Raw genomic sequence first — 14,968 nt, 5'->3', positions numbered from 1 at the left:
GTTCCTGCTCAAACGGCCACTCACTCCAATGACAGAACACCGCGAGCCCAAGGCCGATAACGCAGCGCGAATACCGCTTCGGCATGGCATCCGCCGGTCAGCACAGGCTCAGCCGCCTGCGCCCGAAAAGCCTGCCCCGGGCCACTCACCTGGCGAAATGCCTCACGCACCACGCCCACGCGGCACGGCAAGGCCTGCTCGTACCCTTGGCGCACCAGTGGTGGCAGCCGCCCGGTGCCGGCGCCGTCCTGCCACCACACAGTCAAGCCCAGCTGCGCCAGTTGATCCAGCCATGCGGCGTTGACCCGCGGCGCCAGCCTGCCGGCACTGAAGGCACTGAGGTGCAGCGGTTTGTCCAGCTGCCGGTTAAATGCCTGCAGCTGGCTGTACAGCGCCTCACGGCGCTGGGCGTCATGAAAGTGCAGGTCGTCCAGTTCCATCGGCAGGTACCACCCCACCACATCGAGGCTCCAGTCCTGGCGTAGCTGCTGATAGTGACTCAAGGAGCGTCCCAACTGAGCCTTCCAGTAGCTGCTCAGCCCCTCGCTGTCGGACTGCTCGATGCGCTTGTAATAATCCGGGTCCATGTAAAGCCCGAGCACCAGCTCCAGGCCTTGGGCGCGTGCTTGGCGCAGGCTGTTGGCCAGCCAGCCCTGGGCGCCGCCAAAATCACTGTCGCCATAGGCGCTCCATTGCACGATCAGGCTCTTGCCACCCTGCGCCGCCGTGGCCTGCCACAGTCGCTGCCACTGGGCCGGGCTGATGTCGGCATCGCGGTTCAGCGGCTGATAGAACAGGCGTTGGTCTGCCAGGGCCGGCAGGCAGAGGGCGAGCATGCAGATTGCCAGAAAGGTACGCATCAGAAGGTCATCTCCGCGCCAACCAGCACACCGTCAGCCCGCTGGTAGAGGTTGCCTCCCAGCGACTGCTGATATTCGGCACGCACTTTCAGCGTGCCGCGGTAAGCGTTGTAGCGATCGTCGTCGAACCACCACTGCCAGCGCAGGCCGACACCGGCGCGGGCATCCTGGCGCCAGTCGTTGCTCGGGTCCTGGCTGGAAAATTCGACGAATCCGTATGGCATCAAGGTCTGCGGCGAGCTGCCAGGCAACTTCCAGGCATGGCCCTGTTGGTAGCGCGATAGCCAGGCATGGTCGCCGGCACGGGTCCACCAGGCAGCGTCCAGGTAGAGGAAACGTTCGTTCCAGTCGTCTTCGTCGACCCGCCAGTCGTTGCGCCAGGTGCCCTGGTCGAGGAACGACGCCGTCGCGCGCAATAGCAGGTCATTGCTCGACTCGGCATGGTTGCGCAAGTCGCTCCAGTTGCCGCCGACCTTGCTCGGGCTCAGCAGCTCGCCCAGGCTCAGGCCGCTGTAGTGCTCGGTGTCGATCTGCCGCTGGTGGTACAGCTCGGCATACAGGTTGAGGTTGGCCTGGCCGAGCGGTTTGTAGCGCAGGCCAACCCCGGTGCCCATACTTTGCGCGTAATCGGTGCGGCTTTGGCCACCGAACAGCACCCGGCCGTACACCGACAAGGTGCTGCCGTCGCGGCTGGGTTCTTCGCCCAGGGCGTGGTCCCACATGGCCATTTGCACATTCTGCGATTGCGCCCGGCGGGAAGTGCCGCTGCGCTCGCCGTTTTCGAGGAATTTGTCGTTGGTCGAGGTGCCGGCGGGCGACCAGGTGCTGGCCAGGGAGACACTGTCACGGCGCGACAAGGTTTCGTGGGCGCGACGCTGGCGGTATTTGCGCGCTTCGAGGCTGCCGAACTCATCGTCGGCATCGACCAGATGCTGCTCCACATCGAGGATCCGGCGCAGTTCGCGGCGGGCCGAAGCGCTGTCTTGGGCTTCGTCATAACGCAGGGCGAGGGTTTCGCCAATGCGGTAATCCTCAGGGAAGTCGCGGGTAGCCTGCTCCAGGTATGGGATCGACTGGCGGCGCAGGGTTTTGTCGGGCGAACTGGCCAGGCGCATGCCGTAGTCCGCGCGGTAGCGTGGCTGGTCGGGGGCCAGACGCACCGCTTCGGCAAGCCAGGCGGTGCTTTGGGCGGGGTCGCCTGCCAGCTGTGCGGTGCTGGCAGCCGCGTAGAAGTGCTCAGCGCTTGGGTTGTGCGCCAGCGCTTGGCGCTGGAAACCCAACGCCGTCTGCAGCTCGCCCTGGCGTTGGGCGATCGCGGCGCCGAGCGCCCAGTTGTCGGCGCTGTCGTGTGCAGCGCCATCCCAGTAACGGCGGGCAGCCTGGATGTCGCCGGCGTTCAAGGCCCCGGCGGCGGCGGTCAGACGGGCGTTGTCAGTCCAGGCGCTGTCCGGCAGGCTGCGCCAGATGGGCAGGGCGGCTTCGGAGTCGCCAGCAGCTTCCAGGGCGTAGGCCAGCGGTAGGCGACTACCCCTGTCGCCCAATCCTTCGGCAGCCTGGTAATAGACCACTGCTTCACCGGGTTGCTCAGGCATCGCGCAGCGACCCAAGGCGCGGTACTGCCCGGCTTCGGTGGGGGGGGCAGCAATGGCCTGGCGCACGGTGTCGCACTGGCCGGCCTCGGCCAGGCGGCCGAGTAACTGGGCGCGGGTGCTGGCATCGACCCTGGGCATCAGGCTGAGCATCCGCCGGGTGTCCAGCGGGCCGTCGTTGCGTGCATACAGATTGCCCAGGCGCTGCAGCAGCGAAGGCGTCAGACGGCCTTGCCGGCGGTCGTAGGCCTGCTCCAGCAGGCCTCGGGCTCGGTCGCCATGGCCTTGCTGCAACAGCAGGAACGTGGCCTGTTCGAGTGCCGCCAGGTCACCGCTTTGACGGTAACGCTGCTCCCATTCGGCTGCAGTACGTGGTTGCGGCGCTGGCGCAGGGTCGCCATAGAGGCGCTGCTTGAGCACCGCATAGGCGCGGGGATCCGCGCTGATCTGGCAGCCCTTGAACTGCGCGCGGGCGACATCCGGGTCGTGGCGTGACAGCCAATCGACGGTGTCCAGGCACGGGCGCTGCAGTTCGTTGCTCAAGCGCCGGACCAAGGGCGCATCGTCGCCTTCACGGGCCAATTCCCAAAGCTGCTGGCGCAGTGCCGGGTCCTGCAGTTGCTCGGCGGGCAGGCTTTGCAACCAGCGCTGGGCCTGCTCGTTATGGCCCACGGCAATGGCCCGGCTGGCCATCGCCAGCCGGGTCTGGTCGGCGATCCCGGGCGAGGGAGCGCTTTGCAGGAGCTTGCTCAGGCCCTTTTCATCGAGTTGTTGAACGTACGCATTGGCCAGCCGCTGCCAGTCCTCTGCCGGCAACTGGCCGTGGTCGGCCAAGGGTTGCAGCTGTTCGATGGTCTGCTTCCAGTTGCGCAGTTGCTCGGCGAAGTTGGCCCGGGCAAGGCGCAGCACCTGGCCGTCGTCGCGCGGCGGCAGTTGGTTGAGCCAGTCCAGGGCCCGGCCGGCGCCTCCGAACTTGGCCAGGCTCAGGCTGTAGGCCTGCCACAGGCGTACCCGCTGCATGCTGTCGGCCGTGGCCAGCCAGCTTTCCACCTGGCTGGCGGGCGGTGGGTCCTGTTCGATCCAGGTCAGGCGCAGTTCCAGCAGGGCATTGGCGTATTCGGGGCTGCCACCGAGTTGCTCGGCCAGGGCTTGGGCGTCCTTGTAGCGGCGCTGGTGAGCCAGTGCCTCGACCAGCAGCGCGCGGGCCTCGTCATTGTTCGGCACCCGGCCCAGTACATGGCGGGTCAGGCGCTCGACTTCGGCCCAGTTGTCCTTCTTCGCTTCGCGGTAACTGCGCTCCATGAACGGGTAGCTGGTAAAGCGCTGAAAATCGGTCATCGGCGCCGCCAAGGCAGGCAGGGCGCAGGAGCACAGCAGCAGGCTGGTGAACGTGAGGGTCAAACGCGGCTTCATGCCACCTCCCTGATCAGGTCGAAGGCAGCCTGCTGCTCGCTGGCCTGTTCGGCGAGCGCCTGCTCCAGCACGGTCTCGGTGATGATGCCGCGTGCGATCAAGTGCTCGCCGAGGCTTTGCTGCTCGGGGTCGAAATCGATTAGCGCCTGGTTGAACAGCGTCACCGGCACCATGCCGCGCACCTGCAGCAAGGCACCGAGCATGACCTGGTGAGTGCTGACCTGCTCGATCAGTTCGGCGTTGTCCTGGTGCCTTTCCAGCACCTCCAGCATCTGCCGGGTCTCCGCCTGCTGCCAGGGGCTGGGGTAGTGATAGCGCAGGCCCAGCGTGACCCGGCCCTGTGGCGCCAGCCGGTAGTTGACCGGGCGCTTGAGCTGGCGGCTGATGACCCCCAGCGAGACCTGGCTGACCGGGCTTTCGCTGGCCAGCACCAGGGTGTCGCCCTCTTCGGCTACCGGCAGTACGCCATAGTGTGTCGCCAAGCGGCGTGGCAGTAGCGCGATCAGTTGCCGATCGAGCTTGAACGGGTTCAGGGGGGCCCAGGGCAGGTCGAGTTGTTCGGCGAGGGTCTGCACCAGCTGTTCGCTGGTCAGCCAGCCACGCAGCAGCAGTTCGCGGCCCAGACGCCGCCGTACCGGGCTGGTGATGGCCTGTTCGAGCTGCGCTTCGCTGATATAGCCCTTGGCGACCAGGCGGTGCCCCAGCGGGGTACGGGCCGGTGAGGCGATGGCAGGGAATTCGTGGGTGGTCTTGTCCCAGGCTACCCGGCGCGAATCGCCCATCTCCATCACTTGCCGCAGGGCGCGCAGGTTGGCGAAGAAGTTGACGAAGTTGCTCCACATCATCCGTGGGGCCGACAGCAGCCCCTCACCGATGCCGTAATAGCGGGTGACGAACCAGCCACGCTGGAACAGGCGGTTGATCAGCAGCAGGCCGTTGAGCCAGAGCAGTGTGGTCAGCAGTTGGCTGTCGCTGAGGATCGACATGAAGCGCCAGGATTGCGGGGCAATCACCGTCACCAGCCACATCGCCAGCAGCACCAGCAGCAACAGGTTGACCAAGAAGCTCAGCAGGTAGGCGAACAAGCCTCGGCGGTCGCGCCAGAGGAAGTAGTTGAGCGCGCCTGTTCGGCTCCAGCCCAGGTTGCTGGTGCCCTGGAAGACGATGCCGACGATCCAGCGGGACTTTTGCCGGATGGCATGCTGCCAATCGCGCGGGAAGTGCTCGCGCACGCAGATCACCTGGGCGAACTCGCGGCTCATGCCGGGGCGCCATTCCCGCTTGAGAGCCAGTGCTGGGTCGGTGACCGAGTAGCGGGCAAAGATGCACTTCATGCCTTTTTGCTTCAGGCGAAAGCCGATGTCGTAATCCTCGGTCAGGCTCTGCACGTCGAAGGCGATGCCGTCACCGTCCTCGAGCAGGGCGCTGATGGCACGGCGGCTGAAGCAGGTACCCACCCCGGCACTGGGCACCTGGCCGGTAAGTGCCTCGCGGACGATCACGTCCTTGCCGTGGTTTTCGGCGAACTCGTCCACGTAATGCCCGGCGGTGAAGCCACGCCATTGCGGCGCGTACGGGTACACCGGGATCTGGATCATGTCCTTGGCGGGCAGCAGGTAGTTGAACAGCCGCAGCTCCATGGGCGAGATCACGTCCTCGGCGTCATGCAGGATGAAGCCTGCGAACTCGATACGCGCGTCGCTCTGGAAACGCAGGATGGCGTCGATGATGTTGTTCAGGCAGTCAGCCTTGCTGGTGGGGCCGGGGCGGGCGCAGACCACCTTGTGGACGTTGGGGTAGTGCAGGCACACGGCATCGACGTCGGCCTGGGTTTGTGGGTCGTTGGGGTAGGTGCCGACAAAGATCTGGTAGTTCTCGTAGTCGATGGTCGAGGCCGCCAGGCGCGCCATTTCACCCACCACGCCCACTTCGTTCCAGGCCGGGACCATGATCGCCAGGGGCTTTTCCGGCACCTCGAACAGGCGCTTCTCGTCGGCCCTGGCGTACTTGTCATAGATACGCAAATGGCGGAACAGCTTGCGGCACCAGTAGCACAGGTCGATGAACAGGTCGTCCAGCCCGAGCACGAACATCAGTGCGGCGAGGATGATCGCCAGGATCTTGAGGCCAAACAGTACGTAGGTGAGAAAATCGACGAAAGCCAGGCTCATGCGTCATCCCGTTTGCTCAGGCTTTCCTCGAACCAGCGGCTCAGGCGCTCGGCGATGATTTCGCTGGCGTGGCCGTCACCGAATGGGGTGAATACGCGGGCCATGCGCGCGTAGGCCTGGTCATCGTCCAGCAATAGGCTGGTTTCCTTGACGATGCGCTCGGTCTGCGTGCCGACCAGCTTCACCGTTCCGCCTTCGAGCACTGACGGCCGTTCGGTGACCTTGCGCAGCACCAGCACCGGCTTGCCCAGGGCCGGGGCTTCTTCCTGGATGCCACCGGAGTCGGTGAGGATGATGTGGGCGCGGTTCATCAGCCATACGAAGTGCTGATAGTCCTGTGGCGCTATCAGGTGGATGTTGTCACGCCCCGAGAGCAGGCCGTAGACCGCTTTCTGCACCTGCGGGTTGAGATGCACGGGGTAAACGAACTGCACATCCGGGTATCGCAGGGCCAGTTCGGCCAGTGCCAGGCAGATACGTTCGAAACCGGCGCCGAAGTTTTCCCGGCGATGGCCAGTGATCAGCACCATGCGCTGATCGTCCTGCAGGTTGTGCAAGGGCGAGTCGGCGGCGGGGTGCCATGCGGTTTCCTTCAGGTATTCACGCATCCACAGCAAGGCGTCGATGACGGTGTTGCCGGTGACTTCGATATGTTCCAGCGGTACGCCTTCGCGCAGCAGGTTGTCGCGGGCCTTGGTGGTGGGCGCGAAGTGCAGGTCGGCGATCACCCCGGTCAGGCGCCGGTTGGCTTCCTCGGGCCAGGGTTGCTGCAGGTTGCCGGTACGCAGCCCGGCCTCGACGTGGCCGATGGGGATATGCCGGTGGAAGGCGGCAAGGCCGGCGATGAAGCTGGTGGTGGTATCGCCGTGGACCAGCACGATCGCTGGCTTGACTTGTTCATAGGCCTTGTCGATCGAGCCCAGCAGGTCGCGGGCAAGGCCATTGAGGGTCTGGTTCTGGGTCATCACCTTCAGGTCCTGATCGACGCTCAGGCCAAAGGCGGTCAGCACTTGTTCAAGCATCTCCCGGTGTTGGCCGGTCGAGCAGATGTGCAGATCGATGTCGGGCCACTCACGCAGAGCCCTGGCCAGTGGGGCCATCTTGATCGCTTCTGGGCGAGTACCGAATACCATCATGACGGTGTTGGCCATCGTGTAGTTCCTCGTACGATTCCCTGGACGAAGGTGTGCGACCTTGCGCCGCCTGCAATGGGTAGATACAAGCAGGCAGGTGCCGGGTTGTCCAATGCACGCGCGTTCGCAGCCAACGGCCTGCGTTGAGCGCATCAAGGCGAGGTCGATTCAGGCCGCCAGGCGGCCGGGTTCCAGGGGGGGGATGGGGTGGTGCGGAAACGGTCATGCTAGTTTTTCTTGACTGGATGGTCAGTCAAAAAAGTATTTCTGACTTTTTCTTGCAGGCGTGTTCTTGTAACTTGGGAGGCCTTTTCTAGAGGGATCTGAACATGCAAGGCAAGGCCCGTAAGATCGTCCAGGCCATTCTCTACGAGGCCATTGCCGTGGCCTGCGTGGCGCCGGCGCTGGAGCTGGCATTCGGGGCCGGCATGGCGCAATCGACCGTGCTGTCGATCCTGATGTCGGGCATCGCCATGAGCTGGAACATGGGCTTCAACTGGGTGTTCGAGCGCTGGGAAGCACGCCAGCCCAAACGCGAGCGCACGTTCTTGCGCAGGGTGCTGCACGCACTGGGCTTCGAAGGCGGGCTGGTGGTGATCCTGCTGCCGCTGGTGGCGTACTGGCTGGATGTCAGCCTATGGGCAGCGTTGCTCACCAACATGGCGTTGTTCGTGTTCTTCTTCGTTTATGCTTTCGTGTTCCAGTGGGGGTTCGACAAGGTCTTCGATGTGCCGCTCTCGGCACAGCAAGCCAAGTGTTGACACGCCGACGTACAGCGGGATAAGTTCCCACCCCATGAACACTTTCCCGCACGTGAACGCCATTATTACCGCCATTATCAGTTTGGCGGGCTAGCGCGTACGTGCACCTAACCCGCCCTGGAGGCGGGTTTCCACTCTTCGACTCCTGGGCAACGTGAAAACAGCCAAGGAGTTGCACCCGATGACCAGCCTCAACGTCAGCCCCCGTACCCCGCTTAGCCCTCAGCAGCTGCTGTCGGAGCAGGTGCGGCGCATTTTGTCCGCGCCGGTGTACGACCTGGCCATCGAGACCCCCCTGCAAGCGGCGCCGGCGTTGTCTGCACGCCTGGGCAACCAGGTGTTGCTCAAGCGCGAAGACCTGCAGCCCACGTTCTCGTTCAAGATCCGTGGTGCCTACACCCGGCTGGCGCGTCTGACCACCGCCCAGCGCGAGCGCGGTGTGATCACCGCATCGGCAGGCAACCACGCCCAGGGTGTAGCGCTGGCGGCCTCGCATCTGGGCATCAAGGCGACCATCGTGATGCCGACCACCACGCCATCGCTGAAGGTCGAGGGTGTGCGTTCACGGGGTGGGCATGTGGTGCTGCACGGTGAAAGTTTCCCCCATGCGCTGGCCCATGCACTGACCCTGGCCGACAGCGAAGGCGCCACCTTCGTCCCCCCGTACGATGACCCGGACGTGATCGCAGGGCAGGGCACGGTGGGCATGGAAATCCTTCGCCAGCAGCCCGGTGCGCTGGATGCCATCTTCGTACCGGTCGGTGGCGGGGGCCTGGTGGCAGGCATCGCCGCGTACGTGAAGTACTTGCGCCCTGAGGTCAAGGTGATCGGCGTGGAGCCTGAGGACTCCAATTGCCTGCAGGCCGCCATGGCTGCCGGGGAGCGGGTGATCCTGCCGCAGGTCGGCACCTTCGCTGATGGTGTGGCGGTTGCCCAGGTCGGCGCGCACTGCTTCGAACTGTGCCGGCATTTTGTCGATGAGGTGGTGACCGTCAGCAGCGATGAGCTGTGTGCGGCAATCAAGGACATCTATGACGACACCCGTTCCATCACCGAGCCGTCTGGCGCTCTGGCTGTTGCAGGCATCAAGAAGTACGTGGCCCGCGAAGGCGCGCAGGGGCAGACGCTGGTAGCGATCGATTCCGGTGCCAACGTCAACTTCGACCGCTTGCGCCACGTGGCCGAACGCGCCGAGCTGGGTGAGCAGCGCGAGGCGATCATCGCCGTGACCATCCCCGAGCAGCCCGGCAGTTTCCGCGCCTTTTGCCAGGCACTGGGCAAGCGCCAGATCACCGAGTTCAACTATCGCTACTACCCCGGCAAGCAAGCGCGGCTTTTTGTCGGTGTGCAGACGCACCCGCTGCACGACCCGCGGGAGAACCTGCTGGCACAGCTGGCCGAGCAGGGTTACAGCGTGCTCGACCTGACCGACAACGAGTTGGCCAAGCTGCATGTGCGCCATACCGTGGGTGGCCATGCGGCGCCGGGGGCCGATGAGCGGGTGCTGCGCTTCGAGTTCCCGGAACGGCCGGGCGCGTTGTTGGGCTTCCTGGAGCGGCTGGGCAAGCGCTGGAACATCAGCCTGTTCCATTACCGCAACCATGGCGCGGCCGAAGCGCGGGTGTTTGCCGCCCTGGAGGTGCCAAAGGATGAGCAGGCAGGGCTGCCGCTGGCGCTGGATGAGATGGGCTATCGGTATTGGGATGAAACCGACAACCCGGCTTACAAGCTGTTTCTTGGATGATCGGGCGCTGTTGAGATCGAAGGCCGCGCACGGGGCGCGCGATCTCAACAGCCCCGCAATACTCAACTCATAGGCCGGCACGCGACAACGGCCGGCTCAGCGCTCGCGCATGAAGAACCCGGCCACGAACTTGCGGAATGTCTCCAGGCTCTTGAAGTCGGCGTAGCGCTTGAAGTTCTCGGCGTCCGGTTCCGGCCCCACCGGCTGCTCCAGCAGCGACACCGACAGCACGCGGTCCTGGTCGGAGGTCAGCACCAGTTCATCCATCACCTGGCCACCGATCACCGGCCTGCGCATCTGCACCTTCACCCCCTTGCTGGCCATCCAGTCAATCAACGACACCAGGGCCTTGAGCGGCTCACGTTCCTCGTCGCGGTAAACCGGGAACAGGTGAGCGCGCGACAGCACCGGCACGCTGGCCACGTGGATCAGTTCATAGAAGTGACTGCCTGCGCTGGTGGGCGAGTACAGGGTCAGCGCCAGCAGCGGCCCGGATGCCCGGCTGCCGCCCCAGTACAGATGGTGCCCCTGGAAGTCGAAACCGTCCTCGCTGCGGTTGTTGAACAGCTTGCGGCCTTTGATCTGGTCGACGCAGTCCAACAGCAAACCGTGGCGGCGGTGGCTGCCGAACACCGTGGCTTCGCGCAGGCGGGCCTTGAGCATCATCATGTGCTTCATGTCCAGCCGGGTTTCCAGGTAGTTGCTGGCGGGCACGCGTTCGAGCAGCGGGTAACGGCTGGCGACGCTGCGCAGTTCGGCGAACTGGCTGGTCAGGTCTTTCTTCAGGTGCGTGGCGTAGAGGTTCAAGCCGCTGGTTTCGATCCAGGTCAGCAGCAGCGAGAGCAGGCGCTGTTGATCGCGGCGTTCATTGCCATCGCCGGCGCCGCCCGTGCTGTCGCTGGCCTTGCGGAAGTCGCCGAGCAGGCGCAATGGTGTATCGGGGGCCAGCCAGGCGGCGGGCGGGGCAGGGTCTTGCTCATGGTCGGCGCCCTCACGCTCGTCTTTGCTGAACGGGCAGCCGGGTGCATGCTCGGCGGTGCCGGGGTTGTTCTTGAGAAACAGCGTGCCGGTGCTGCCATTGAGGGTGACATTGAGCACCGGAAGGGCGTCCTTGCGGCAATCGCATGCCAGCCACTGGTTGGCGCTGCGCACCTTCATCAGCAACTGGTTGGCCTGTAACAGGCCGGGGCCGGTGAGGGTGCCGGTGGCGAATGCCTGCAGCAGTGCCTCTTCGGCCGGGGTCAGGCTACGTACCTGCGCGGCGGTTTTGTCGATGATTCGCATGAAGCAGCTCCAAGCTACGAGCCACAAGCTTCAGGCAAAGTTGCGCCGCTTTCAACCAATCGCTCAGTTGCCGGCGAACAGTGTTGCGGCGCGGGCGCGAATTTCGTCGGGGCTGAGGTCTTCTTTATGGGTGGAGACGAACCACATGTTGCCGAACGGGTCTTTCAATGTGCCGCTGCGGTCGCCGTAGAACTGGTCCTTTACCTCATGCAGGGGGCTTGCTCCTGCTGCGATGGCCTGGGCGTAGACCTTGTCGCAGTCCTCCACGTACAGGTGCAGGCCAACGGCGACACCGTTGAGTGACTGGCTGGGCGCCAGCCCTCCCTCCATGTCGCATGGGTCGGCGAGCATCAGCGAAGAATCGCCGATCTTCAGCTCGGCGTGGCCTACACGGCCGTCCGGGCCCTCTAGACGGAACATTTCGACCGCGCCGAAGGCTTGCTTGTAGAAGTCGATGGCCTTGGCGGCATCCTTGATGCCCAGGTACGGGGTGATGCTGTGTTGGCCTTGTGGAATCGGGCTGGCTGCCATGTTCGACACTCCTCTGAAATGAATGCGAAAGGGGCAGGTAGCGCCCCCTTTGCATAGAGTCGGTCAGGCCGCTTGAAGATCGACAGGTTCGCTAGATCGTTTGTCTATAAGCATGGCCGGGTCAGAAGATGTAATCGGTGGTGAGGAAGGTCGATTGCCGGTTGCGGATGATTTCGCTGATCAGTTCCTTGTTGGCTTCCTGGAAGCGGGTCGCGACCAAGGTACGGATGGAGAACACGCGCAAGGCGTCATGCACCGACAAGGTACCCTCGGCGCTGTTCTTGCGACCATTGAAGGGGTAGGTGTCCGGGCCGCGCTGGCACTGGGCATTGAGGTTGATACGGCCGACCTGGTTGGCAAAGATATCGACCAGGCTGCCGATGGTCTTCGGGTCGTTGCCGAACAGGCTCAACTGCTGGCCGAAGTCGGAATCGAGCACGTAGTCGATCACCGTCTGCAGGTCGCGATAGGGCACCACGGGTACCACGGGCCCGAATTGCTCTTCGTGGTACACCCGCATGTCGCAGGTTACCGGGTAGAGCAGGGCAGGGTAGAAGAACGACCCGCGGCTGTGCCCACCCCCCTCGTTGACCACCCGCGCGCCTTTGGCCGTGGCATCTGCCACCAGGGCGTCGAGGTAATCGACCTTGCCCGGCTCCGGCAGCGGCGTCAGGGCCACCCCTGGCTCCCAGGGCATGCCTGGCTTGAGCGCAGCGAGCTTGCGCTGGAATTTGTCCAGAAACGGTTCGACCACGTCCTCATGGACGAACAGGATTTTCAGTGCGGTGCAACGCTGGCCATTGAACGACAACGCGCCGGTGACCGCTTCTTCGACTGCATTGTCCAGGTCTACCTGGGGCAGCACGATGCCGGGGTTCTTGGCATCGAGCCCCAGGGCGGCGCGCAGCCGGTGCGGGCGCGGGTGGAGCTTTTTCAGGTCGCTGGCGGCCTTGTGCGTGCCGATGAAGGCGAACACGTCGACCTTGCCGCTGGCCATCAAGGCACTGACCGTTTCGCGCCCGCGGCCATAAATGACGTTGATCACCCCCGGCGGAAAGCTGTCACGGAACGCTTCGAGCAGCGGGCGAATCAGCAGCACGCCGAATTTGGCCGGTTTGAACACCACCGTGTTGCCCATGATCAGCGCGGGAATCAGCGTGGTGAAGGTTTCATTGAGCGGGTAGTTGTAAGGCCCCATGCACAAGGCCACGCCCAGTGGCGCACGGCGGATCTGGCCGAGTGTGCCCTGTTCGAGTTCGAAGCGGCTGGACCGGCGGTCGAGGTCTTTCAGGGCGTTGATGGTGTCGACGATATAGTCGCAGGTGCGATCGAACTCCTTCTCGGAGTCCTTGAGGTTCTTGCCGATCTCCCACATCAGCAGCTTGACCACGGCCTGGCGCTGTTCGCGCATGCGCGCCAGGAAGGTTTCCACATGCTGGATGCGTTCGGCCACACGCATGTTCGGCCACGCGCCGCGGCCTTTGTCATAGGCCTGTACCGCGGCGTCCAGTGCCGTCAGGGCCGTATCGGCATCGAGCAGCGGGGCGCTGCCGAGAATCACCTGTCGCTCGCCGCCGCCTTCCTTCAGCCAAACCGGGCTGCGCACGGTGGCCAGCGGCCCATCCCAGCGCCTCAGTTCGCCATTGACCAGGTAATCGCGTTGCTCCAGGGGGGCATCCAGCTGCCAGGGGGTAGGGACATCCCCGGCAGCAGGAAACAGCGAATCGAGCAGATGGTCCATGTGTGCTGCACCTCACAAGTCTGGGTAGGTGAATCGCTTCAGCTTCGAGGATGCACCCGCCGAAAGAAAAATACCAGTCTGGTTCAATATTGCCCGCAGTGCGCCGATACAGCATTAATCGAGCGCATACCAAGGCCTATGACTCCGTCCAATACCCCACTACCTGATGAGCCGCCGCCCACCGGCCTGCCGCGCCGCTCCCTTGGCAGCCTGATGCCGGTAGGCTTTGCCCTGGTCGGCATCGCCCTGTCGGTGCTGCTGGGCAACCTGGACGTGCAACGCCAGCCTGGCGGCCTGTTGACCAGCCCGCTGGTCTCGCCGCTGCTCTGGTTCGCCCTGGCCTGTACGGGTTTGACCAGCCTGTTCCTGGCGTTGATCAACCGCAAGCAACGCCAGCTGCAGCAACGCAACCGAGAACTGCGTAGCTCCCAGGCGCAGCTTGAGCGGCTGGCCCACTACGACACCATCACTGGCTTGCCCAACCGCGTGCTGTTCCAGCAACAGCTGGCCGATGCCATTCTCAAGGGCGATGGCCTGGCTGTGCTGATGCTGGACATCGATGGCTTCAAGCAGGTGAACGACAGCCTCGGTCATGCCATGGGTGACCTGTTGCTGCAGCAAGCCACCGCACGCTTTTTGCAGGAGCTGGACGCGGCTGACCGGGTATGTCGCCTGGGCGGCGACGAATTCGTTTTCATGCTGCGCGGCACCCAAGGCCAGGTCAGCCATCAGGTGGGCCATCTGCTGCGTTGCCTGCAGCGGCCGTTCGACCTCAACGGCAGCACCGCCCTGGTGACCGGCAGTATCGGGCTGGCCAGGTGCCCGCAGCATGGCGAGGATGTCGGTAGCTTGCTGCGTCACGCCGATACGGCGATGTATGCAGCCAAAGAAAGTGGGCGCAACGCCTGGCGCCCTTACCACACGGATATGACAGCCCGCCTGCAGCAGCGCCTGGAGCTTGAGCGCAACCTGCGCCGTGCCTTGCAGGCGAACGAGTTCGAGCTGTGGTATCAACCCAAGGTCGACCTGTTCAGCGGCTGCGTGCAGGGTGTCGAGGCATTGCTGCGCTGGCGCGACCCGGTCCATGGCCTGGTGTCACCTGCCGAATTCATTCCGTTGGCCGAGCGTACGGGCTTGATCATCCCGCTAGGTGAGCGGGTGTTGGCGCTTGCCTGCGCTCAGCTGGCCGCCTGGCGTGACGAGGACCGCCTACCCGGGCCCATGGCGATCAACGTGGCGGCGCTGCAGATCGAGCGCAGCGACTATGTCTCCAGCCTGGCCCAGGCGCTGGAGTGTCACGGCCTGGCGCCGAGCCTGCTGGAAGTGGAAATCACTGAAAGTCTGCTGATGGAAAGCCAGCAACAGGCCTGTGAGGTACTGGCCCAATTGCAGGCCATGGGCGTGACCACGGCCGTGGACGACTTCGGCACGGGCTATTCTTCCTTGGCGTATTTGCGAGCGCTGCCGATCGATCACCTGAAGATCGATCGTGCGTTCATCAAGGACTTGCCGGACGATGACGATGCAGTGGCCGTGGCCCGGGCCATCATCGACCTGGGCCACGCGCTGGGCTTCCGGATCACTGCCGAGGGCATTGAAACCCAGGAGCAGTATGACTTCTTGCGCAACGCCGGATGCGACCAGGGCCAGGGGTATCTGCTGGCCCGGCCAATGCCGGCGGCGGACCTTGCGCGCTGGCTGGCGACCCGTACCGAGCGGGGCCGCCAGGGCAGCGCCTGAC

Annotated in this window: 10 protein-coding genes; 3 read left to right on the top strand and 7 right to left on the bottom strand. The window is 64.3% G+C overall.

Annotated features, from left to right (window positions below; genetic code table 11):
* Window positions 1-20: 20 nt before the first annotated feature.
* Genes OSW16_RS15230 through wecB form a run of 4 tightly spaced genes read right to left on the bottom strand, consistent with a single transcriptional unit; the run spans window position 21 to window position 7,184 of the window.
* Window positions 21-860, bottom strand: coding sequence for a DUF4434 family protein (locus OSW16_RS15230; protein ID WP_267816430.1), 840 nt, complete (start codon window positions 858-860; stop codon window positions 21-23).
* Window positions 860-3,862, bottom strand: coding sequence for a phage receptor (locus OSW16_RS15225; RefSeq protein WP_267816428.1), 3,003 nt, complete (start codon window positions 3,860-3,862; stop codon window positions 860-862). Before OSW16_RS15225 ends, OSW16_RS15230 begins: the two co-directional genes overlap by 1 nt.
* Window positions 3,859-6,033, bottom strand: coding sequence for a cyclic di-3',5'-guanylate-activated glycosyltransferase NrfB (gene nrfB, locus OSW16_RS15220; protein WP_267816426.1), 2,175 nt, complete (start codon window positions 6,031-6,033; stop codon window positions 3,859-3,861). The genes OSW16_RS15225 and nrfB overlap by 4 nt, the downstream gene beginning before the upstream one ends.
* Window positions 6,030-7,184, bottom strand: coding sequence for a non-hydrolyzing UDP-N-acetylglucosamine 2-epimerase (gene wecB, locus OSW16_RS15215; RefSeq protein ID WP_267816424.1), 1,155 nt, complete (start codon window positions 7,182-7,184; stop codon window positions 6,030-6,032). Before wecB ends, nrfB begins: the two co-directional genes overlap by 4 nt.
* Window positions 7,185-7,495: 311 nt before the next feature.
* Here wecB and OSW16_RS15210 point away from each other — a divergent pair, with 311 nt between their 5' ends.
* Together OSW16_RS15210 and ilvA are read left to right on the top strand one after the other, a co-directional pair.
* On the top strand, window positions 7,496-7,927 hold the full coding sequence (locus tag OSW16_RS15210) for a PACE efflux transporter (protein WP_241803697.1): 432 nt from the start codon (window positions 7,496-7,498) through the stop codon (window positions 7,925-7,927).
* A 181-nt stretch (window positions 7,928-8,108) separates the two neighbouring features.
* On the top strand, window positions 8,109-9,671 hold the full coding sequence (ilvA, locus tag OSW16_RS15205) for a threonine ammonia-lyase, biosynthetic (protein ID WP_267816421.1): 1,563 nt from the start codon (window positions 8,109-8,111) through the stop codon (window positions 9,669-9,671).
* Window positions 9,672-9,767: 96 nt separating this feature from the next.
* Here ilvA and OSW16_RS15200 read toward each other — a convergent pair whose 3' ends face one another.
* From OSW16_RS15200 to OSW16_RS15190, 3 genes are all read right to left on the bottom strand, one after another.
* Entirely contained in the window at window positions 9,768-10,955 is a 1,188-nt protein-coding gene (locus OSW16_RS15200; RefSeq protein WP_267816419.1) for a hypothetical protein, read from the bottom strand.
* A gap of 63 nt (window positions 10,956-11,018) precedes the next feature.
* A complete protein-coding gene (locus OSW16_RS15195) occupies window positions 11,019-11,486 on the bottom strand; it encodes a VOC family protein (protein WP_267816417.1) in 468 nt (155 codons plus the stop codon).
* Between the two features lie 121 nt (window positions 11,487-11,607).
* Complete coding sequence (locus tag OSW16_RS15190) at window positions 11,608-13,227, bottom strand: NADP-dependent glyceraldehyde-3-phosphate dehydrogenase (RefSeq protein ID WP_241803690.1); 1,620 nt, start codon at window positions 13,225-13,227, stop codon at window positions 11,608-11,610.
* A gap of 138 nt (window positions 13,228-13,365) precedes the next feature.
* On the opposite strand from OSW16_RS15190, the gene OSW16_RS15185 reads away from it, so the two are divergent.
* Window positions 13,366-14,967 (top strand): putative bifunctional diguanylate cyclase/phosphodiesterase, encoded by a 1,602-nt coding sequence (locus OSW16_RS15185; RefSeq protein WP_267816415.1) that lies wholly within the window; start codon window positions 13,366-13,368, stop codon window positions 14,965-14,967.
* Window position 14,968: the final 1 nt, after the last annotated feature.

The organism is Pseudomonas putida (assembly GCF_026625125.1).
Taxonomy (GTDB): Bacteria; Pseudomonadota; Gammaproteobacteria; order Pseudomonadales; family Pseudomonadaceae; genus Aquipseudomonas; species Aquipseudomonas putida_X.
This window is presented reverse-complemented; position numbering and strand designations above follow the sequence as displayed.